Origin of the sequence: Methylosinus sp. R-45379 (assembly GCF_001644125.1) — a bacterium.
Classification (GTDB): Bacteria; Pseudomonadota; Alphaproteobacteria; order Rhizobiales; family Beijerinckiaceae; genus Methylosinus.
Window position 1 is genome coordinate 43829 of record NZ_LUUM01000274.1, and the last position, 20732, is coordinate 64560.

22 protein-coding genes, 1 tRNA gene and 1 pseudogene are annotated in these 20732 nt (G+C 66.9%); 9 read left to right on the forward strand and 15 right to left on the reverse strand.

Annotated elements, in window-relative coordinates; translation table 11 throughout:
- Window positions 1-2: 2 nt before the first annotated feature.
- Complete coding sequence (cysQ, locus tag A1351_RS17460) at window positions 3-827, forward strand: 3'(2'),5'-bisphosphate nucleotidase CysQ (RefSeq protein ID WP_064033586.1); 825 nt, start codon at window positions 3-5, stop codon at window positions 825-827.
- 193 nt (window positions 828-1020) lie between these two features.
- Complete coding sequence (locus A1351_RS17465; protein ID WP_024880914.1) at window positions 1021-1587, forward strand: DUF1134 domain-containing protein; 567 nt, start codon at window positions 1021-1023, stop codon at window positions 1585-1587.
- On the opposite strand, the gene rsmD is transcribed toward A1351_RS17465, so the two are convergent.
- Both rsmD and A1351_RS25480 read right to left on the reverse strand, forming a co-directional pair.
- Window positions 1556-2137, reverse strand: a complete 582-nt coding sequence (gene rsmD / locus A1351_RS17470) for a 16S rRNA (guanine(966)-N(2))-methyltransferase RsmD (protein ID WP_024880915.1) — start codon at window positions 2135-2137, stop codon at window positions 1556-1558. The two genes, A1351_RS17465 and rsmD, sit on opposite strands and share 32 nt — an antisense overlap.
- A 3-nt stretch (window positions 2138-2140) precedes the next feature.
- The gene (locus A1351_RS25480; protein ID WP_064033587.1) at window positions 2141-4615 is read right to left on the reverse strand and encodes a pseudouridine synthase; all 2475 of its coding nucleotides are present in this window, start codon (window positions 4613-4615) and stop codon (window positions 2141-2143) included.
- 182 nt (window positions 4616-4797) lie between these two features.
- On the opposite strand from A1351_RS25480, the gene A1351_RS17480 reads away from it, so the two are divergent.
- Complete coding sequence (locus A1351_RS17480) at window positions 4798-6099, forward strand: UDP-N-acetylglucosamine 1-carboxyvinyltransferase (protein ID WP_024880917.1); 1302 nt, start codon at window positions 4798-4800, stop codon at window positions 6097-6099.
- A gap of 13 nt (window positions 6100-6112) precedes the next feature.
- On the opposite strand, the gene A1351_RS17485 is transcribed toward A1351_RS17480, so the two are convergent.
- Together A1351_RS17485 and A1351_RS17490 are read right to left on the reverse strand one after the other, a co-directional pair.
- The gene (locus A1351_RS17485; protein ID WP_064033588.1) at window positions 6113-6460 is read right to left on the reverse strand and encodes a DNA-binding transcriptional regulator; all 348 of its coding nucleotides are present in this window, start codon (window positions 6458-6460) and stop codon (window positions 6113-6115) included.
- Window positions 6438-6823: pseudogene (locus tag A1351_RS17490) on the reverse strand (type II toxin-antitoxin system RelE/ParE family toxin). Before A1351_RS17490 ends, A1351_RS17485 begins: the two are co-directional and overlap by 23 nt.
- 177 nt (window positions 6824-7000) lie before the next feature.
- On the opposite strand from A1351_RS17490, the gene A1351_RS17495 reads away from it, so the two are divergent.
- Window positions 7001-7441 (forward strand): nucleoside deaminase, encoded by a 441-nt coding sequence (locus tag A1351_RS17495; RefSeq protein ID WP_064033589.1) that lies wholly within the window; start codon window positions 7001-7003, stop codon window positions 7439-7441.
- Here the strand turns inward: A1351_RS17495 and A1351_RS17500 are convergent.
- Together A1351_RS17500 and A1351_RS17505 are read right to left on the reverse strand one after the other, a co-directional pair.
- Window positions 7426-8283, reverse strand: a complete 858-nt coding sequence (locus tag A1351_RS17500) for a patatin-like phospholipase family protein (RefSeq protein WP_064033590.1) — start codon at window positions 8281-8283, stop codon at window positions 7426-7428. The two genes, A1351_RS17495 and A1351_RS17500, sit on opposite strands and share 16 nt — an antisense overlap.
- The gene (locus A1351_RS17505; protein ID WP_064033591.1) at window positions 8280-9164 is read right to left on the reverse strand and encodes an alpha/beta fold hydrolase; all 885 of its coding nucleotides are present in this window, start codon (window positions 9162-9164) and stop codon (window positions 8280-8282) included. Before A1351_RS17505 ends, A1351_RS17500 begins: the two co-directional genes overlap by 4 nt.
- A 302-nt stretch (window positions 9165-9466) precedes the next feature.
- Here A1351_RS17505 and A1351_RS17510 point away from each other — a divergent pair, with 302 nt between their 5' ends.
- Together A1351_RS17510 and bfr are read left to right on the forward strand one after the other, a co-directional pair.
- On the forward strand, window positions 9467-9703 hold the full coding sequence (locus A1351_RS17510; protein ID WP_018264260.1) for a bacterioferritin-associated ferredoxin: 237 nt from the start codon (window positions 9467-9469) through the stop codon (window positions 9701-9703).
- Between the two features lie 34 nt (window positions 9704-9737).
- Complete coding sequence (gene bfr, locus A1351_RS17515) at window positions 9738-10214, forward strand: bacterioferritin (RefSeq protein WP_018264261.1); 477 nt, start codon at window positions 9738-9740, stop codon at window positions 10212-10214.
- A gap of 119 nt (window positions 10215-10333) precedes the next feature.
- Here the strand turns inward: bfr and A1351_RS17520 are convergent, their stop codons facing one another.
- Together A1351_RS17520 and A1351_RS17525 are read right to left on the reverse strand one after the other, a co-directional pair.
- Entirely contained in the window at window positions 10334-11584 is a 1251-nt protein-coding gene (locus tag A1351_RS17520) for an MFS transporter (protein WP_064033592.1), read from the reverse strand.
- Window positions 11585-11588: 4 nt separating this feature from the next.
- A complete protein-coding gene (locus A1351_RS17525; protein ID WP_024880925.1) occupies window positions 11589-12206 on the reverse strand; it encodes a helix-turn-helix domain-containing protein in 618 nt (205 codons plus the stop codon).
- A gap of 165 nt (window positions 12207-12371) precedes the next feature.
- Here A1351_RS17525 and A1351_RS17530 point away from each other — a divergent pair, with 165 nt between their 5' ends.
- Window positions 12372-13217, forward strand: a complete 846-nt coding sequence (locus tag A1351_RS17530; RefSeq protein ID WP_064033593.1) for a UDP-2,3-diacylglucosamine diphosphatase — start codon at window positions 12372-12374, stop codon at window positions 13215-13217.
- A complete protein-coding gene (locus A1351_RS17535; RefSeq protein WP_024880927.1) occupies window positions 13217-14311 on the forward strand; it encodes a glycosyltransferase family 1 protein in 1095 nt (364 codons plus the stop codon). The genes A1351_RS17530 and A1351_RS17535 overlap by 1 nt, the downstream gene beginning before the upstream one ends.
- Here A1351_RS17535 and A1351_RS17540 read toward each other — a convergent pair.
- Entirely contained in the window at window positions 14261-15238 is a 978-nt protein-coding gene (locus A1351_RS17540; RefSeq protein WP_024880928.1) for a hypothetical protein, read from the reverse strand. The two genes, A1351_RS17535 and A1351_RS17540, sit on opposite strands and share 51 nt — an antisense overlap.
- 95 nt (window positions 15239-15333) lie before the next feature.
- Entirely contained in the window at window positions 15334-15933 is a 600-nt protein-coding gene (locus A1351_RS17545) for a nucleotidyltransferase family protein (protein ID WP_051465538.1), read from the reverse strand.
- An 89-nt stretch (window positions 15934-16022) separates the two neighbouring features.
- On the opposite strand from A1351_RS17545, the gene A1351_RS17550 reads away from it, so the two are divergent.
- Window positions 16023-16805 carry a molybdopterin-synthase adenylyltransferase MoeB gene (locus A1351_RS17550; RefSeq protein ID WP_024880930.1) on the forward strand — a complete coding sequence of 261 codons (783 nt, stop codon included), beginning with the start codon at window positions 16023-16025 and terminating at the stop codon, window positions 16803-16805.
- Here the strand turns inward: A1351_RS17550 and A1351_RS17555 are convergent.
- The 5 genes from A1351_RS17555 to A1351_RS17575 all read right to left on the reverse strand — a co-directional run bounded on the left by A1351_RS17555 (window position 16789) and on the right by A1351_RS17575 (window position 20511).
- Complete coding sequence (locus A1351_RS17555) at window positions 16789-17139, reverse strand: RidA family protein (protein ID WP_064033595.1); 351 nt, start codon at window positions 17137-17139, stop codon at window positions 16789-16791. The two genes, A1351_RS17550 and A1351_RS17555, sit on opposite strands and share 17 nt — an antisense overlap.
- A 485-nt stretch (window positions 17140-17624) precedes the next feature.
- On the reverse strand, window positions 17625-19160 hold the full coding sequence (locus A1351_RS17560) for an acyl-CoA carboxylase subunit beta (protein ID WP_018266552.1): 1536 nt from the start codon (window positions 19158-19160) through the stop codon (window positions 17625-17627).
- 61 nt (window positions 19161-19221) lie between these two features.
- Window positions 19222-19878 (reverse strand): hypothetical protein, encoded by a 657-nt coding sequence (locus A1351_RS17565; protein ID WP_024880934.1) that lies wholly within the window; start codon window positions 19876-19878, stop codon window positions 19222-19224.
- A 97-nt stretch (window positions 19879-19975) separates the two neighbouring features.
- Window positions 19976-20051: transfer RNA gene (locus A1351_RS17570), tRNA-Val, on the reverse strand.
- Window positions 20052-20226: 175 nt separating this feature from the next.
- A complete protein-coding gene (locus A1351_RS17575) occupies window positions 20227-20511 on the reverse strand; it encodes an HU family DNA-binding protein (protein ID WP_036291148.1) in 285 nt (94 codons plus the stop codon).
- Window positions 20512-20732 lie beyond the last annotated feature (221 nt).

Consider the following 20732-nt stretch of genomic DNA (forward strand, 5'->3'; position numbering starts at 1 on the left):
GCGTGCGGCTCGAGAGCGACGAAGATTTCGACGCGCTGGCGGCGGCTTTCGCCGATCTGGCGACCCGCGCCGGCGCCATTGCGATGGATGTTCTCGCCGCGCCGACAATCGACGCGCGCGCGAAGAAGGATGCGAGCCCGGTCTGCGAGGCGGATGAGAGGATCGAGGCCTTTCTGACGCCGCGTCTCGCCGAGCTGCTGCCCGGCCTTCCCATCGTCGCCGAGGAAGCCGCCGCCGCCGGCGCCGATTTCGCCCGCGCCGAGACGTTCCTGCTCGTCGATCCGCTCGACGGCACGCGCGAGTTTCTGGCGCGCAGCGGCGAGTTCACCGTCAATATCGGCCTTATCGTCGCGGGCGCGCCGCGCGCCGGCGCGGTCTATGCTCCGGCGCTCCGGCGATTATGGCTCGCCGGAGCGCGGGCCTTCGGCGCCGAGGCTACGCCCGGCCTGCCGGCGCCGCCGCGCGCGGCCTGGCGCCCGTTGCGCGTGCGCGCCCTACCGGCCGAAGGGCCGACGGCGCTGGTCAGCCGCTCGCATCTCGACGCGGCGACCACGGCCTTTCTGGAGACGCATCGCGTCGCCGCGACGCGCGACGTCGGCTCCTCGATCAAATTTTGCCTTCTGGCGGAGGGCGCGGCCGATCTCTATCCGCGCTTCGGCCCGACAATGGAATGGGACACGGCGGCCGGCGACGCCGTGCTGCGCGCGGCCGGCGGCGGCGTCATCGATCCCACGGGCCGCCCGCTTCTCTACGGCAAGGCGGGCGAAGCCTATCGCAACGGGCCGTTCATTGCTTTCGGCGATCCCGCAGCCGCAAGACTTTGTTAAGAACGCAGCGGGATTCTTCCTCTCGCGAAGAAGAGCCGTCGCGGCGCCACAGGCGCGACACGATCGCATCGAAACTTCGGCAAATCGATTCGCAAACGCCCAATGAGGAAGCTTCGTCATGCGCGCCGCAGATTCAACTCGCCGAGAGACGCGCGCAACGCGCAGAGAAGCGACGCTCGCAACGCGCAGAGAGATGCTGGCTCTCGCCACGGCCGCCGCGCTGTCGCCGCTGGCGCCGGCGCGCGCCGCCTATGACGTGCGGGCGGAGCCGAGACCCGAGCCCATGTCCGGCGACGAGGTGGTCCGCAGCGGCCATCGCTTCTTCGGCGCCATAGCGCGCGACCTCGCCCAGGGCGTCGAGCAATTGGCGCGACGCTGGGGACGGCCCAACGCCTATGTGCTCGGCCAGGAGGGCTCGGGCGCCTTCGTCGGCGGCCTGCGCTATGGCGAGGGGGTGATGTACACGCGCAACGCCGGCCAGCGCCGCGTCTTTTGGCAGGGGCCTTCGCTCGGCTTCGACGCCGGCGCCGATGGCGACCGCACCATGATGCTGATCTATAATCTGCCCTCGGTGGACGCCATCTACACGCGCTTCGGCGGCGTCGCCGGTTCGGCCTATCTGGTCGGCGGATTGGGCTTCACCGAGCTGTCGGCCGACGGCGTCGTCGTCGCGCCGATCCGCGCCGGGCTCGGCGCGCGCCTCGGCCTCAATCTCGGTTATTTGAAATTCACGCCGGAAGCGACCTGGAATCCGTTCTGACGCATCGCGCGATGACGATCTGCGTCTCGCCATAGCGGCGACGCTCTTTCTCGACGACGCCCTCCGGCAGCGATAACGGCGCGTCCGCCGCCTCCTCGACGACGATCAGCGCGCTCTCGGCGAGCCAGCCGCCTTCGATCAGCGAGCGCAGCGCGCGCGAGGCGAGATCGCGCCCATAGGGCGGATCGAGAAAAGCGAGCGTGAACAATTCGCCCGGCGGCGCGAGGCCGAGCTTGGTCGCGTCCCGCCGAAAGACGCGCGTCACGCCGCCCGCGCCCAGCGCCTCGACATTGGCGCGCAGCAGCGCGCGCGCCTCGGCGCCATCGTCGATGAAGAGGATTTTCGCAGCGCCGCGCGACAAGGCCTCGAGGCCGAGCGCGCCCGTGCCGGCGAAGAGATCGACGACGCGCGCGCCCGGAACGGGATCGTCATAGGCATGGGCGAGAATGTCGAAGACGGATTCGCGCAGGCGATCCGAAGTGGGACGGATCGCCTGCGATTGCGGCGTCTTCAGCACGCGGCCGCGAAAGCTGCCGGCGACGATGCGCATGGGCTAGCGCGGCTTGCGCGGCGCGCCGCCCGGCTTGCGCGGCCCCTTGCCGGGGCCTTTGCCCGCCGGCCCTTTGCCCGGGCCGCCTCTGCCAGGAGCCGCTCTGCCCGGAGCCGCTCTGCCCGGCTCCTTGCCCGCGCCGCTCCGCGGCGGACCGCGACGCTCGCCCGACGGCGGACGCGCATCCCCGTCACGACGCGGCGGACGACCCTCGCCTTCCTTGCGCGGCGCGCGCTCGCCCCGCGGCGCGTCGCCGGAGTCGAAACGCTTGCCGGCGCCCTTGCCCGCGAAGCTCTTGCCCGCGCCGAAGCTCTTGCGTTCGCCGAAGCTCTTGCCGGCGCCGGACGTCTTGCCGGCGCCGAAACTCTTGCGCTCGCCACGCTCGAAACGCTCGCCAGAGGGCGCACGGGCGGCCGCTCCCTCGCGACGCGGCGGACGCTCCTCGCCCTCCCGACGCGGCGCGCGCTCACGGCGCGGCCCATCGCCAGCGCCGAAGCTCGAACCGCGACGCTCGCCACGATCGAAACGCTCCGTCCGCTCGCCGCTGCGCGAACGCTGCTCCGCCCCCTCGCGACGCGGAGGACGACCCTCGCCCTCGCGACGCGGCGCGCGCTCACGGCGCGGCCCATCGCCGGCGCTAAAGCTCGACCCGCGACGCTCGGCACGATCGAAACGCTCGGTCCGCTCGCCCGTGCGCGGACGCTGCTCCGCCCCCTCGCGACGCGGAGGACGCCCCTCGCCCTCGCGACGCGGCGCGCGCTCACGGCGCGGGCCATCGCTAGCGCCGAAACTCGAACCGCGACGCTCGCCACGATCGAAACGCTCCGTTCGCTCGCCAGCGCGCGGACGCTGCTCCGCGCTCTCACGACGCGGCGGACGCCCCTCGCCCTCACGACGCGGCGCGCGCTCACCGCGCGGCCCATCGCCGGCGCCGAAGCTCGAACCGCGACGCTCGCCACGATCAAAACGCTCCGTCCGCTCGCCCGATGCGGCGCGCGCCGGCATTCCTTCGCGCCGTGGCGCGCGACCCTCGCCCTCACGCCGCGGCGGACGACCTTCGCCCTCGCGACGAGGCGCACGCTCACGACGCGGCCCATCGCCGGCGCCGAAGCTCGGACCGCGACGCTCGCCGCGATCGAAACGCTCGGTCCGCTCGCCAGCGCGCGGACGCGCAGCAGCGCCCTCGCGACGCGGCGGACGTCCTTCGCCCTCGCGCCGAGGCGCGCGCTCGCCCCGCTCGAATCGCTCCTTGCGCTCTCCGCCAGAGGCCCGCGCATCATCGTCACGGCGCGGCGGGCGGCGCTCGCCGGCAAAACGCGCAGGACCCGCCTCGCCCTCGGCCCTCTCGGCGCGGAAGCGGCGGGCGTTGCGCGTCGTCGCCGGCTCCTCGGCGCGGCGCACCGGCACGATCTTCTCCACCGGCACGGCGCGACCCTTGCGGTCGCTGGTCGCGGCGCGCTCGATGCGGGCGCGCGGGCCTTTGCCGCGCGTCTCCTCGCGCTCTGCGCGCAAGGTCGTCACATGCTTGCGCGTGCGCGTCTTGGCGCGCTGGCGCGCCTCCTCGGCGGCGACATGCGGCGGCTCGTCCGAGTCGCGGCGGGACGACGAAAAATCGACGCCGGCGAGCTCGGCCAAGCCCTTGCCGAGCTGCTCGCGCAACGTCTTCAGCTTCACCTCCTCGACGACGCCCTCCTCCAGCTCGCCGAGCTGGAAGGGGCCGAAGGAGATGCGAATCAGCCGATTGACGTCGAGCCCCAAATGCTCGAGCACGCGCTTGATCTCGCGATTCTTGCCCTCGCGCAGCGCCATGCTGATCCAGACATTGGCGCCCTGGACGCGATCGAGCTTGGCGTCGATCGGCGCGTAATCGACATCGTCGACGGCGACGCCCTTCTTCAACTCATCGAGTTGCGCCTGGTCGATCTCGCCATGGGCGCGCACGCGATAGCGGCGCGTCCAGCCGGTCGCCGGAAGCTCGAGCGTGCGCGCGAGGCCGCCGTCATTGGTCAGCAGCAGCAGGCCTTCGGTATTGATGTCGAGCCGCCCGACGCTCACCAAGCGCGGCAGATCGGGAAAGCGCTCCTCGAGAAAGCCGAAGACGGTCTCGCGCCCTTCCGGGTCCTTGGCGCTGGTGACGAGGCCGGCCGGCTTGTGGAACAAAAACAAGCGCGTCGGCTCGCGCTCGGCGAGCGGCTGGCCGTCCACCTCTATGCGGTCGCCCTCCTGCACATTGAAGGCGGGGCTGTCCAGCACGCGGCCGTTGACGGAAACGCGCCCTTCCGTGACCCAGATCTCGGCGTCGCGGCGCGAGCAGGCGCCGGCGCGCGCCATGACCTTGGCGATGCGCTCGCCCTCGAAGGCGCTGGCGGCGGCGTCGGGCTCGGCCGCTGCCGGTTTCTTGGCCGGAACGCGGCGACGCGGCGGCTGGTCGCCGCCGTCCTTACGGCGGGCGGGTCTTTCTGGCTTTTTGTCGGTCATCACGCCCTGATAGCAGGTCGCGGGGCCAAAGAGAAAGGCGCGGCGGCCGCTTTTTCACTCGTCATTCGCCATGAATCCGAGTTATGGCCTCGAATCCACGTAGGGAGTTGGCCGCAGCCCCGCGAAAGCCGGCCGCGGTCCCCTATTTCGGCGCATAGAGGCAACAGACGTCTGGAGGCGGTATGGCTCATCTGATCGTGCATGGCGGACGTCCGCTCAGCGGCAGGATCATCCCTTCCGCGAATAAGAACGCCGTGCTGCCCATTCTCTGCGCCACGCTGCTGACCAGAGAGCCGCTGCGCATCCATGGCGTGCCGGAGATCACCGACGTCAAGAAGATCCTCGAATTGTTCCGCACGCTCGGCAGCGACGTGCGGATGGATTTTGCGACCGGCCTGCTCGAGCTGCGCCATGAGGACACGCGCTTCGATCCGTCGATCCATCGCCTGCCGGCGGAGATGCGCTCCTCCATCATGCTGGCCCCGCCGCTGCTGGCGCGCTTCGGCGTCGCCCGCATAGAGGACGATGTGAAGGGCTGCACGCTCGGCGCGCGCGAGATCGACCCGCATATAGAGGTGCTGAAATCCTTCGGCGCGACGATCGAGCGCAGCGACGATTCGCTCGTCATCCGCTCCGACGGCCCGCTGCGCGCGACGCGGCACTGGCTCGACTACGCCTCCGTCACCACCACCGAGAATTTCGTGCTGTGCGCGGCGCTGGCGAGCGGCCAGTCCAAGCTCAACAACGCCGCCTCCGAGCCGCATGTGCAGGAGTTCTGCGCCTTCATGGAGACGCTCGGCGCGCGCATCTCCGGCATCGGCACCTCGCAGCTCACCATAGACGGGGTCGACTCCCTCACTGGCGGCGAGTTCCATCTCACGGAAGACTTCCACGAGGTCGCGACCTTTCTGGCGCTGGGCGCGATCACCGGCGGCGGCGTCGAGGTGAAGAATTCCGCGCCCGACCAGTTTCCGCTGATCGACCGCACTTTCGCGAAATTCGGCGTGCATGTCGTCCATGAGGACGGCTGGTCCAAGACCAGGGCCAATGGCCCGCTGAAAGTGGCGGAGCCCTTCACCCGCAATGTGCTGCAGAAAGTGGAGGCGGCGCCCTGGCCCTATCTGCCGGTCGATCTTCTGCCCATCTTCATCGCGCTCGGCGTCAAGGCCGAAGGCAGCGTGATGTTCTGGAACAAGGTCTATGACGGCGCGCTCGGCTGGACCGGCGAGCTCTCCAAATTCGGCGCGCATGTGTTTCTGTCGGACCCGCATCGGCTCATCGCCTTCGGCGGCAAGCCGCTGGTCCCGGCGCAGGTGGAGAGCCCCTATATCATCCGCGTCGCCATCGCTCTGCTGATGCTGGCGGCGAGCATAGAAGGGCGCTCGATGATCCATAACGCCACGCCGATCAAGCGCGCGCATCCGCGCTTCGTCGAGAATTTGCGCATGCTCGGCGCGGAGGTGGAATGGACCGGCGGGGATTGAGGCGGACGCCGGTCTAGAAGATCGCTTCTATGCCCTTACGGCGGATGAGGTCGAGCAGAACGAGCGCGGGGCCGCTCGGCCGCTTTGCGCCGCGCTCGAGCTGAGAGACATAGCCCACCGTAAGGTTGAGATAGCGGGCGAAGACCGCTTGGCTCAACCGCGCCTTTTCGCGGAGGTCGCGGATTTCCTCGCCCGTGATCGGCGCGGGCGCTGGCGCGCGGTCCTTGTCCAGTTGACGCAATGTGATCTTTGCATGACTCGCCTCGTCCATGATGCCGAGGCGGCGCATGTCTCCCGCAGTTTCGAGAATGGCGTCACGCAAACGGCTCGTAGCCTCGCTAGGCGTCGCTTTCTTTGTCATGCCGCACCTCCTGAATTGCTCCATCCTCGAGAGCCGCCTCGATGCGTTCCGATGTCGCTTCGAGCCATCCGCGCGCCACGAGGCGCAAATCCTCCAATTCGTCCGGCTCGATATTTTCCCTTTCGTTCTTGGCGAAGCCGTAAAGAAAAACAGCGCGCTCCTCGACGCGAAAGGCGATGATCATGCGATAGCCGCCAGAACGTCCTCGGCCCCGTCTGGCGACGCGCTGCTTGATGAGGCCCCCGCCCAAATCAGCGTCGATGAGGCCGCGCGCGGCGCGCCCGATCGCTTCGTTCAAGCTCTCGCGTCGATCCGCTCGCTGCGGGCGAACCGCGCGAACCATCTGATTTTGAAGACGCGCACACGGCACCATAGTTCTACAAACCATAGCTCTTTGAACTATGATTTCAAGCGGCCGATCGGGCGGGCGGCAGTTCAGCCGCTTGATTCGCGTCGGGCCGTGCTCGATATTCGCCGCGCTCGGCCGTGGAGACGCGCCCTTTGGCGCCCCTTTGGCGCGAGACGAAGCGAACAGGGCGAATGACCGACCCCCTCACCGCCGCCTTCGACGCCGCGCGCGAAGCCTTCGCCGCGAATGAGGTGCCCGTCGGCGCTTCCATAGCGCGCAATGGCGAGATCATCGCCGTCGCGGGCAATCGCACGCTGCGTGATAAAGACCCCACGGCTCATGCGGAGATGCTCGCCATTCGCGCCGCCTGCTCGGCACTCGGGAGCGAGCGGCTCGTCGATTGCGATCTCTATGTCACGCTCGAGCCCTGCGCCATGTGCGCGGCGGCCATCTCCTTCGCGCGCATTCGCCGGCTCTATTATTCGGCGGAAGACTTGAAGGGGGGCGGGGTCGACCATGGCGCGCGATTCTTCTCGCAGACGACCTGCCATCATGCGCCGGAGGTCTATGGCGGCTTGCGCGAGAGCGAGGCGGCCAAGCTGCTGCGCGCCTTTTTTCAGGCGCGGCGCTGAAGCGAAAGCCGCGCGGCGGCGCTCTGCAATCCTTCGATCACCTGCGCGCGGCAGGCGTCGCCCGCCTCGAAGATGCGCTTGGCCTTGAAGAGATCCAGCGCGAGATATTGATTGACCGCGGGCGAGATCAGAACGTCGGGCGGGCTCTCCTCGATCATGCGCTCGCTGATGGCGTTCATCATGATCTGGCTGGCGACGATGATCGTCTCTATCGGCGAGGGCGGCCGATTGCGCGCGCGTCCGCTCGCTGTTCCCGAGACATCGACGGCGAGCACGATATCGGCGCGGCCGACGAGATGATTGTAGGGCAGCGGATTGACGAGGCCGCCGTCGATCAGAAAGCTGTCGCCATAGGCGACCGGACGCACCAGGCCCGGAATCGCCATGGAGCCGCCGACCGCCGGACGCAGCAAACCAGACGAGATCGCCGCCTCGCGGCGCAGGCGAAAATCCGTCGTCACGGCGGTGAAGGGAATTTGCAGCGCCTCGAATGTCTCCGGCATGCCCTGCGGCCAGAAGGCGTCGAGGAAACGCTCGGCGTCGATCAGCGCCGGATGCGCGAGATCGGAGAAGGTGCGCGCCCGCCGTCGCGCCCGCGAGCGCAGCAGGCGCCGCGCGAGACGCATGCGATTGCGGAACGCCGCCTCCGCATGGGCGCGCAATTGCGCGCCGGAAAAGCCGGCGGCGTAAGCGGCGCCGATGATCGCGCCGATCGACGTGCCGGCGATGGCGCAGGGGCGCACGCCCAATTCGTCCAGCGCCTCCAGCACGGAGATATGGGCGAGGCCGCGCGCGCCGCCGCCGCCGAGCGCCACAGCGACGCTGAAGGGAAATTCGCTCACAGAAAAAGGTCGAGCGCGGCGAATGTCGCCTCGGGCGCCTCCTCGGCGAGATAATGGCCGCTGTCGATCTCGGCGCCGCGAAGATCGTCCGCCCATTCGCGCCATTGCTCGAGCAGAGCGGAGCCATGGCCGGAAAAGCTCGCCGCGCCCCATAGCGCCAGAGTGGGGACGACGATCTTCTCGCCCGCCGCGCGATCGGCGAGATCGAGCTCGCGATCCGGCCCCGCGCCGGCGCGAAAATCCTCGCAAAAGGCGTGGATGCGCGAGGGCTCGTCGAAGGCGGCGCGATAATGGGCGAAGGCCCGCGCATCGAAAGCGTCGAGCGTTCCGCTCTTGGTTCCGCTCGCCAGCGTATCGGCGAGAAAGGCTTTCGGATCTAGGCCGATCAATTGCTCGGGCTTGGGCGCCGGCTGCGACAAGAGCCGCGCGCGGCCGAGGCGCTTGAGATTTGCATCGCCGAGCGATTCCTCGAGCGGAGCTATATCGAGCAGAGCGAGCTTCTCCAGCCGCCCCGGATGATCGAGCGCCAGACGAAAGCCGACGCGCGCGCCGCGATCATGGCCGATGAGCGAGAAACGCACATGGCCGAGCTGCTCCATCACGACAATGACGTCCTCGCCCTGCGCGCGCTTCGTATAGGCCTCGCCCTTCTCGCTCGCAGGCGCGGAGGACCAGCCATAGCCGCGCAGATCCATGGCGACGACGAAGAAGCGCTCGGCGAGCCGCGGGGCGATCTTCTCGAAGGCGACATGAGTCTCGCCGAAGCCGTGCAGCAGCAGCAGCGGCGGACCGGAGCCGCCGGAGCGGGCGAAAATCGAGCCGGCGGGCGCATCGATCCAATGCGAGGCGAAGCCGGGAAAAAGATCTGGGAGATCTGACATCTGACCTTAGCCCTTCCGTTGGAGGCGCGAAGATTCGGCGCGAAGATTCGTCTGAAGCCTTTCTCAGCGCGAAAGATTTTCAAAAGAGCCGGGCGCGAGCATGCTCCAGGTCTTGCCGTGTCTCTTATCCACAACAAATAATCTGGTGCGGCCGAACGGCCGTGGCGCGCGATTTGCGAAGTCTCCGTGATCCCCGAGACCGCTGTCGGAAAACCGACAAAGGCCTCTAGCCAGAACCGGAACGGTACGTTAAGCTACTGAAATAACAGCTAGTTTACAACCCTTCCAAACTAGGTGCGGAGATGATCGTCTGCTCTTGCAATGTGCTCTCGGACGGGCAAGTCCGCGAGGTTCTCGGAGGAAGATCGGATCGCCCCAGCGTCGGCGCGATCTTCCGGCATATGGGGTGCGAGCCGCGCTGCGGCCGATGCGCGCGCAACATCAGCGCGATCGTCGATCAGCATGCGGCGATCCCCTCCGATCATTGCAGTGGGGCCGGCGAATGCGATAATTGTCGCGCCGACGAATTGGCTGCATGACCCGGTCCGCTCTGGCCGGGCGGAAGGGGGAACCATGCGCGGTGACGCGAAGCTCATCGAATATCTGAACCGTGGCGTCCGCGCCGAGCTGACGGCGATCAATCAATATTGGCTGCATTATCGTATCCTCGATAATTGGGGCTTCAAGGAGCTCGGCAAGAAGTGGCGTCACGAATCCATCGAGGAGATGGAGCACGCCGATAAATTCGTGCATCGCATCCTCTTCCTCGAAGGCTTCCCGAACATGCAGAGTCTCGATCCTCTGCGCATCGGCCAGTCCGTCGAGGAGATCATCCGCCTCGATCTCGCCACGGAAGTCGACGCCCGCGCTCTCTATCTCGAGGCGGCGGCCTATGCGCTGTCGATCAACGACCGCGTCAGCAAGCTGCTGTTCGAAGAGGTCGTCGAGAGCGAGGAGCGCCATATCGACTTCCTGGAGACGCAGCTCGAGCTGATCAAGCAGCTCGGCGTGCAGCTCTACTCGCAAAAGCACATGGGCGACCTCTCGTAAGAGGCGCCCGGGAGCCCGCGCCGATCGCGGGTTTACCCGAGCTCCGCATGACAATGCCCAAGTCGGGCGAGCCCGACTTGGGTGCGAGCGTCTCAAAAGGAGGCTTCATGCGCCGCCGCTCAAGCGCGTGAATGCTCGGGCTCGGCGTGAGCGTTCCGCGCCGCTTCCGTCCGAGCGTGACGGCCGGCGCAGAGATGCGCCACCGCGAAGGAGAGCAGCAGGCCGAGAAAGGCCACCGCCGCCATCGCCAAATAGGCGCGCTCCCCCGCCTGCGCATAGAGCGGTCCGGACAGGAAGGTGAGCAGGCTATTGCCGCCGGCGATGGCCGCCGCCAGCCAGGCTTGCGATTGCGCGAGGCGCTCCTTGCCGCCGAGCTCGGCGAGCAGATAGGCGGGGCCGATCTGCACCGCCGCGCATGAGGCGCCATGCAGCGCCTGGGCGAAGAAAATCCCATAGGGGCCGGGATCGGCCGACATCAGCAGCCAGCGCAGCACGGCGCCGATCGCGCCGACGAGCAGAAAGGCGCCCGCTTTCGACTCGCCGCCGAACCAGCGCGCCGCCATCAGAAAAGCGATCACCTCGGTGGCGAGCGCCGCGACCCAGGCGAAAGAGACGAAAGTGTCGCTATGGCCCTGCTCTTTCCAATGCAGCGCGCCGAATGTGTTCACCATCGAATGCGAGCTCTGCACCAGCGCCGCGGCGACGATGACCAGCGCCACCAGCTCCGGCCGCGCGATGCGGCCGACGGATTGCCGCTCCTCTCTCGCTCCCGACGAGCCGAAGCCGATCAGCGAGCCCATGCAGGCGAGGCAGGCGAAGGCTCCGACAGCGGTGAGCAGCCAGACGATATCCTCCACCGCGAGCGCGCCGGCGACCGGCCCGCTGGCGGCGAGAAAGACCAGGATCGACATGGAGCCCCAGCCGCGCACCCATGAATAATGCAGCTGCGGCAGGCCGGCCTCGCGCCGGCGCCGCGCCTCGCCGAAGGTGACGCCATCGGCGAGCGGCGCCAGCGGCCCCTGCGCCAGCGCCACCATGGCCCCGGCGACGAGCAATGCGAAGAAGCCGGAGGAGAGCCCCATCACCGCATAGGCCGCGGCCACGGCGGCCATGCAGCCGACGAGCAGCGCGCCATGATCGCCATGCTGATCGGCCCGGCGCGAGGCGAGCAGCATGGAGCCGATGCGAATGACCGGCTGCACGGCGAGAACGGCGGCGATCTCGAAAGCGTCGAGCCCGCGCGCCGACAGCCAGATGGAGAAGAAGGGCAGCTGGACCCCGACAATGGCGTAGATGGAGGCCTGCAGCAGCGACAGCCTCAGCTCCGCATGGCGCCCGGCCGCCGTCTCGCCGCTCGGTAGTTTCGTCAAATGGTCACTCCATCGCGGCCGCTTTGAGAATGCAGACCATGGTTGCATGGGCGGCGCTCCGCCCCAGATTGCGGATCACATGCGGGCGGTCGCAGCGGTAACGCAACGTCTCGCCCGCGCGCACGATCTCCTTGGCGCCGGCGACCTCCACCTCGAGCTCGCCCTCGCGCATGGACAGGCTCTCGACAGAGCCGCGCTGATGCGCGTCGGATTCGAGAACTCCCCCCGGATCGGCGGAGAATTCATAACATTGCAGCCATTCTACGGTCTTGATCCATCCGATGATCTCGAGCCGGCACTTGCCGTCGTCGGAGACGAGAATCGGCGTGTCCGCTCGGCTGGTCTTCTCGAGGAAGGGCTCGTCCTCCGTCGTCTGCAGCACACGCTCGATGGACACATCGAGAGCCTGGGCGAGGCGCCAGATCGTGGCGAGCGTCGGATTGGTCTCGTTGCGCTCGATCTGGCTGATGATCGATTTGGCGACGCCGGACTGCTGGGAGAGTTCCGACAGCGACAGATTATAGGCCTTGCGCAGACGCTGGACAGTCGCGCCGAGCTGCCCGGACAAAGCCAAGGCTCCGGCTTCCAGAATCTTCTGCTTTTCCCGGCCTTCCACGCCCATGACGCCCGTTCCTTTCGACATGATCGCGTTGATAATCGAATTCGTTCGAAATATCGAACGGGAAATTCGCCACGACTCCGCGCGCCTCGCGCGGTGTCATCGTTACGCAACAAGAATCTGGTGGGAAGGAGACGCTGCGGCACAAAAAGAGGCGGGCGCGTCAAAATGACCGCAATCGATTCATTGGCCGATTCGCAGAGCGCCAAGCGCTTCAGGACACTGTTCCTGTCGGATCTCCATCTCGGCACGAGAGGGCTTCAAGCCGAGCTTCTGCTCGACTTTCTGAAGCATCACGACGCCGACACCATCTATCTCGTCGGCGACATCGTCGACGGCTGGCGCTTGAAGGGCGGCTGGTATTGGCCGCAGGCGCACAATGACGTCGTGCAGAAGCTGCTGCGCAAGGCGCGCAAGGGCGCGCGCGTCGTCTATGTGCCCGGCAATCACGACGAATTCGCGCGCGACTACACCGGCATGGAGTTCGGCGGCGTCGAGGTCGCGGAGACCGATATTCACGAGACCGCCGACGGCAAGAAAATGCTCGTCATCCATGGCGATCAGTTCGACATAGTGGTGCGTCATGCGCGCTGGCTCGCCTTTCTCGGCGACTGGGCCTATGAGGCCGCGCTCTTCGCCAACACCTGGGCCAATCGCGTGCGCCGCCTGTTCGGCGTCGACTATTGGTCCTTCTCCGCCTGGGCCAAGCTGAAGGTGAAGAACGCCGTGAACTTCATCGGCGATTTCGAGCAGACTCTGGCGGCGGAAGCGGCGCGGCGCGGCGTGGACGGCGTCGTCTGCGGCCACATTCATCACGCGACGATCCGCCACATAGAGGGGATGCTCTATGTGAACACCGGCGATTTCGTCGAGAGCTGCACGGCGATCGCCGAGCATTCCGACGGCCGCTTCGAGATCCTCTATTGGCGGAAGACCGCCAAGGAGCAGGAGGCGGCGGCAGAAGCCGCCGCGCAGCAGCCGCCGGCCCTGCCGCAGGCGAGGGCCGCCGCCTGATGCGGATATTGATCGCGACGGACGCCTGGCGTCCGCAAGTCAACGGTGTCGTGCGTTCCTTGGAGGCGATGGCGAGCGCGGCGAGCGCGCTCGGCGCGTCGATCGATTTCCTGACCCCGCAGGATTTCTCCTCCATCCCCATGCCGACCTATCCGGAAATTCAGCTCGCCTTCGCCTCGGCGGGAGCGGTGGCGAAGCGTCTGGCGCAGGGCTACGACCATGTCCATATCGCCACCGAAGGGCCGGTGGGCATGGCGACGCGCGCCTGCTGCCTGCGCCAGGGGCGGCGCTTCACCACGAGCTATCACACGCGCTTTCCCGAATATATTCACGCCCGCACGCGCTTTCCGGTCGGCGTGACCTATGCGCTGCTGCGCCGCTTCCACAATAGCGGCGCGGGGACGATGGTCTCGACGCAGACGCTGGCGCAGGAGCTCTCCGCGAGAGGCTTCCGCCGGCTGATGCGCTGGTCGCGCGGCGTCGATCACCAGCTCTTTCACCCAGATAAGGCGGTCGATCTCGGCTATCCGCGGCCGCTCTATCTCTATGCCGGCCGGCTCGCGGTGGAGAAGAACATCGAGGCGTTCCTCGCGCTCGATCTGCCGGGCACCAAGCTCGTCGCCGGCGACGGGCCGGCGCGCGCGGCGCTCGAGGCGGCCTATCCGCAGGCGCGCTTTCTCGGCGTGAAGACCAGCGCGGAACTGGCCACGCTCTACGCCAGCTCGGATGTGTTCGTCTTTCCGAGCCGCACCGACACTTTCGGAATGGTGCTGCTGGAGGCAATGGCCTGCGGCCTGCCGGTCGCCGCTTTTCCAGTAGCGGGGCCGCTGGATGTGGTCGGCGCGAGCGGCGCCGGCGTGCTGAGCGAGGATTTGCAGGCGGCCTGTCTCGCGGCGACGGAGATTCCCTCAGCCGTGCCGCGCGCCCATGCGCTGACCTTCACCTGGGAAGCGAGCGCGCAGCAGTTTCTCGGCAATGTCGCGCTCGCGCATCAGAACGGCGTGGATGCGGCGGCGGCTCAGGCGGCCGCCGGCAAGGCCTGCTCAGCCAAACAGCCGAAGCTTTTCGTGCAGGGAGAGATGATCGAGCCGTGACAGCGCCACGAGGCGCGGATCGACCGGCAGCGCCGGTTCGGTCTTCGCCGGCGTGGTCTTCGGAAGGCTGATCTTGGGCGAGCCGGATTCGCGCGCGCCGAATTTGGGCGCATCGATGCGTGGCGCATCGAGTTCGACCGGCGCAGTCTCCTCCGGCAGAATCGCGCGAGCGACGAATTCCTCGAACACGATCTCATTGGACGCCGGCTCGGCGGCAACGGCAGATTCTGTGATCTCTATCGCCTGCGGCGGCTCCTCCAGCTGCGCGACGCGCTCGGGCTCGAAAGCGACAGGCTCAAAATCGACAGGCTCGGGCTCGGAAGCGACGGCCTCGATCTCGATCGGCTCGGCGACGACAGATTCCATCTCGAAGGATTCGACCAAGATCGGCTCGGCGTCGATCGGCTCCGCCTCCACGAGAGTCTCGACCTCGGCGATTTCTATCGGCTCATCCGCCACCTCGATCTCGAGAATCGGCTCGACGCGCTCCTCTTGGATTCGATGCGGCTCGTCGATGATCTCGATCGTCGCGGACTCGATGATCGCGCGCGGCGCTTCTTCCGGCTCCGCGGCGGGCGCGTCGAGCAATTTGGAGAATTGCTCGACCAGCGCATCGGCCTGCGCGCAGAGCTTCTCCTCGACGCCGCTGGCGCGCAGCGTGCGCGCGAATTCCTGCGCGCGCTCGACGAGGCGTCGCGGCAGGCGCCAATCGGAGGCGGCCTCCTGCTCCTCTGCGCGCTCCTCCGCGCGCGCAGCGATGCGCTCCAGACGATCCACCGCGAGCACGAGCCGCTCGGTCTCCTCGACGCGCTGACGGCGCGCATATTCGAGCAGGAACCAGCGGCCGCGCACGGTCTCCATCACCGCGGCTTCGATTCTCTCATAGTCTTCGGGATAGAGTCCGGTGGGCGGGGCCGGTAGGTTCATAGGCGGTCCTTGCGGGACAAAGCGCCGAATCAGCGCCTGTTCAAGGAAAGTCTGCGACGGCGTTTTATGCAAGCGCGAAAACGCTTTCACGCGGATCACGCGTGCGTTTCGGCGATGGTGAGAAAGGGCCAGCGCGCGCGAAGGCTCGCGGCTTTCGCCGCGAACAGCTCCGGCCGCGGATTGAGCGGATTGGGGCGCAGCACGCCGGCGAAGAGATCGTCGAGACGCGCCGGCGCATAGAGCTCCAGCGCGTCGTCCACACGCCGCGCGGCGACGCGCGTGCATTCGATGAGAAAACGATCGACGCCATCGGCGCTGCTGCGCAGCTGCGGATAGCCCGGACCGAAGCGCTCGCCATACCAAAGATGCACGCGCGCCTGATTCTTCAAATCGACGCGAATGGGAAGATCGGCGAAGAGCGCGCGAGCGCGGCGAATGGCGCGATCCTCCGCCTCATAGGAGATATCCTCGTCGAAATAGAAAATGTCGTAATCGAATATGTCCTGCGTCGCCGGCCGGCCGCTGTCGAGATTCCAAACCGTCTGGAACAGGCAGCCGGCGACGAGCCAGGCGTCCGCGAGGCGAAGGCTCGGCAGACGCTCGAGGATGACGGCATTATGCGGATTGCTCTGGATCGCCATAGCGAGACGCTCTTGCGCCTCTGGCGCCAGAGTTTCGAGGCGAGGCGGCGTCATCTTCTCCTCCGATTTCGCGCTCGCCGCGAAGCTGCTAAATATCACGACGAACGCGGCCGCCGCGTGAGCTTCGGCGCAGGAAAAACGACATGAGCCTCTCAGCCGAAGAAATCGAGCGCTACGCGCGCCATATCGTTCTGCGCGAGGTCGGCGGGCCGGGCCAGCAGCGGCTGAAGAAAGCGCGCGTGCTCGTCGTCGGCGCGGGCGGGCTCGGGTCGCCGCTGCTGCAATATCTCGCGGCGGGCGGCGTCGGCGTGCTGGGCATTGTCGATGACGACGAGGTCTCGCTGTCCAATCTGCAGCGGCAGGTGATTCACCATACCACCGCCGTCGGGCGGCTGAAGGTGGACAGCGCCAAGGACGCCATCCATCGGCTCAACCCGCATGTGCATGTCGAGCCCCATGCGCTGCGCCTCACGGAGCACAATGCGCGAGCGCTGATAGCGGGTTACGACATCATCGCCGACGGCTCCGATAATTTTTCGACGCGCTATCTCGTCTCGGACGCCTGCTTCTTCGAAAAAAAGCCGCTCGTCACGGCGGCGGTCGGCGGCTTCGACGCCTCGCTGACGACGCTGCGCCCCTTCGAGAACGACGCCGAGGGCCGCCCCAACCCGACCTATCGCTGCCTCTTCCCGGCGGCGCCGCCAGCGGGCGCCGTGCCGAGCTGCGAGGAGGCCGGCGTACTCGGCGCGCTCACCGGAATCGTCGGCGCGATGATGGCGCTGGAAATCATCCGCGAGATCGTCGGCTTCGGCGAGGGGCTGGTCGGGCGCCTGCTGCTGATGGACGCCCGCTCCATGCGCTTCGAGACCCTGCGCTACGCCTATGATCCCGACAATCCGCTGACCGGCGTCACAGCGCCGCGATGACGGCGATCTCTATCCTGTAATCGGGCGTGACGAGCTTCGCCTCGACCGTCGCGCGCGCCGGCGGATTGCTCTTGTCGACCCAGACGTCCCAAACCGAGTTCATCTCGGCGAAAGTGGCGATATCGGCGAGATAGATGGTGGCGGAGAGAATCTTCGCCTTCTCGCTGCCGGCCTCCTGCAGAATCGTGTCGATGAGGCCGAGAATCTCGCGCGTCTGATCGGCGACCGGACCGCCCTTGGCCGCCTCGGCCACCTGGCCCGCGGTATAGATCACGCCGCCATGCACGACGGCCTTGCTCATGCGCGCGCCGGCGCCGATCCGCTTGATGGACATTTTCCGTTTCTCCGAAGGTTGCGAGTGGGGCTCTGGGAAGAGCTGCGGCGGCGGGGAGCCGCTTCATAGGCAGGAGCTATCTATCGAGTGAAAAGCTCTATCATAGCTCTACATACACAAAGAGCGGGGACGGCCCTTGCCTCTCCCCACTCTTTGGTACCCGTCCTTTGACCGGACTCGTCGATAGGCGCCATCCGCGAGAATAGTGTGGAGCGTCTCGCGAGACGTGCAGAGTTCCGGCGTCCTCCCCGACTTGGACCTCAGCCAGCGATTGGTCGAACGCATTCTGCGTTCATATGTTTTTAGCCAGCTCGGCGAGGGGGACATTATGACAGCCGTGGCGTTTTGTCACCCAAAAAAGCCTGCCGCTGGAATGAAATTGTGCGGAGGGCGCCCGACTTCGGGGCAGGCTGTTCTCCGCTCGAGCGAAAAGGCGCGCCGACCCACCCGGGGAGCCGGCGCGCCTCCCTACCTGAAAGGATAGGTCAGAGCGGGATATTGTCGTGCTTCTTCCAGGGATTTTCCAATTCCTTGTGGCGCAGCAGGGCGAGCGCGCGGGCGATACGCTTGCGCGTGGCGCTCGGCATGATGACCTCGTCTATGTAGCCGCGCTCGGCGGCGACGAAGGGCGACAGGAAGCGGTCCTCATATTCCTTGGTGCGCTGGGCGATCTTCTCCGCGTCGCCGATATCGGCGCGAAAGATGATCTCGACGGCGCCCTTGGCGCCCATGACGGCGATCTGCGCCGAAGGCCATGCGTAATTCACATCGCCGCGCAAATGCTTGGAGGCCATGACGTCATAGGCGCCGCCAAAGGCTTTGCGGGTGATGAGCGTCACTTTCGGCACAGTGGCCTCGGCATAGGCGAAGAGCAGCTTGGCGCCGTGCTTGATGAGGCCGCCATATTCCTGCGCCGTGCCCGGCAGGAAGCCCGGAACGTCGACGAAGGTGACGATCGGAATATTGAAGCAGTCGCAGAAGCGCACGAAACGCGCCGCCTTCTTGGAGGCGTCGATGTCGAGCACGCCGGCGAGCACCATGGGCTGATTGGCGACGAAGCCGACCGTGCGGCCCTCGATGCGGCCGAAGCCGACGACGATGTTCTTGGCGTGGGTCTCCTGAATCTCGAAGAAATCGCCCTCATCGGCGATCTTCGTGATCAGCTCCTTGATATCATAGGGCTTGTTCGGATTGTCGGGGACCAGAGTATCCAGCGAGGCGTCGAGCCGCTCGGCCTCGTCGAAGCTCGGCCACTCCGGCGGCTCCTCCTTATTCGAGGAGGGCAGGAAATCGATGAGCCGGCGCATCTGCAGCAGCGCCTCGACGTCATTGTCGAAGGCCTTGTCGGCGATGGAGCTCTTGGTGGTATGCACCGAGGCGCCGCCGAGCTCCTCCGCCGTCACCGTCTCATTGGTCACGGTCTTCACGACGTCCGGGCCGGTGACGAACATATAGCTCGTGTCGCGCACCATGAAGATGAAGTCGGTCATGGCCGGCGAATAGACGTCGCCGCCGGCGCAGGGTCCCATGATGACGGAAATCTGCGGAATGACGCCCGAGGCCATCACATTGCGCTGGAACACCTCGCCATAGCCGCCGAGCGCCGCGACGCCCTCCTGAATGCGCGCGCCGCCGGCGTCGAACAGGCCGATGATCGGCGCCCGGTTCTTGAGCGCCATATCCTGCAGCTTGGTGATTTTCTGGGCGTGGGTCTCCGAAAGAGAGCCGCCGAAGACGGTGAAATCCTTGGCGAAGACGAAGACGGCGCGGCCATTGACCGTGCCCCAGCCGGTGACGACGCCGTCGCCGGAGATTTTCTCGCCCTTGTCCATGCCGAAATCGGCGCAGCGGTGCTCGACGAACATGTCGAACTCCTCGAAGGAGCCGTGATCGAGCAGCAGCTCGATACGCTCGCGCGCCGTGAGCTTGCCGCGCGCATGCTGCGCGTCGATGCGCTTGACGCCGCCGCCGAGACGCGCCGAGGCGCGCCGCTGCTCGAGACCTTCGATGATATGTTTCATGGAACGACCGATCCTGCAGGTTGAATGGATGCGCCGAGGAATTCCCCGCTCGACGGCTCTTTTACAGCTTTGGCGAGCCGAGCCGCCAGCGGGCGATCTCGGCGGCGGAAAGAAGGTGAACGCGATCCGGCGAGGTGCGCTCCGCCAATGCGATGAGATCGCGGCTGACGCCCATGGAATCGCTGTAGCGGGTGAGCGTGCGGCGCATCCCGCCATCGTCGTAGCGGCGCTCGCGCAGCGTCTCGCCGCTGGTCGGATCGACACCATCGACATAATTGAACATGCGATGGACGCCGACGCGGCTCTGGCGCGGGATCACCCGCTTGCGGCCGCCCATCAGCGCATAGACGCAGGCGGAATAGCAGCGGCCGGAAACCAGCGCGCCGCTCGCCGGCTCGACGCGGGCGACGATCACCGCCATGCCGAGGCGGCGCAGCGCCTGGCCGAGCTGCATGGAGGCGAGCACACGGCCGCCGGGCGAGTCGAGCAGCACGATGCTGCGCAGCTCGGTCTCGCGTCCCTGCTCGCGCAGAAAGCCCACAAAAGCGTCGGCCGTGTCCTCGACGATCTCGCCCTCCGCCACGATGACGCGCGGGCAATGGTCGGCGCAGCGGGCGTTCGCCGTCGTCGCGAGATGGAACGACATCTCCTCGGCGCGGGCCGAAGGCGCCGCGAGCAATGCGGCCATGGCGAGGAGAAGGACGAAATTTCGGCTCATGCTCTCGGCGCTGCGTCTCTCATCCCTTGCGGCCAACTCCCGCCCTTCCGCGCGCTCCCGGCGCGGCCGAATGACGGGGTCTCTCCCGAGCGCGGCGTGGTGGGCGGTGACGGGCTCGAACCGCCGACATTCTCGGTGTAAACGAGACGCTCTACCAACTGAGCTAACCGCCCGCGCGCCGACCGGGGTCGACGCCGCATTGTTTACGGGAGGGCGCCCCCTCCGCGCAAGACGGGTTGCGCAGGCGTTTTGAAACGACAATGCCGCCGGCGACGTTCGCGCCCCGGCGGCGAGCCTAGAAATCCGGTCGAAAGGGGGAATCGGCGCGGCAGGCCAGCCTTGCTCGGCTCACTTGGTCTTGTTGAGCGCCGCTTTGAGCGTGGCGCCGGGCTTGAAACGGGCGCTCTTGGAAGCGGGGATCTTGATCTCTTCGCCGGTCGCGGGATTACGGCCCTTGCCGGCCGCGCGCTTCTTGACCGAAAAGGTGCCGAAACCAACGAGACGCACCTCTTCGCCCTTCTTGAGGGCCAAAGTGATGCCGTCGATCACTGCGTCGATGGCGGCGGCGGCGGCGGCCTTCGAGGTTTCGGTCGCCTCGGCGACGTGCTCGACCAGTTCCAATTTATTGACCATGGTCTCATCCCTTCTGCTTCCGCCGGGAGCCGGTCGTCGACACGGGCTGAGCGCCGAAAATCGAGCGGCGTCGAATCGTTCGGACCCGGCACAGAGGAGTGATGTGCCGGAATGTCAGCAAAAGCAAGGGTTAGAAGAAAAGGCGCCGCCGGAATCCCTGGAATTCCGGACGCCTGAGGGCGAGACTATGGGGAAATCTGCGGAAAGCCGGGCTTCGAGCG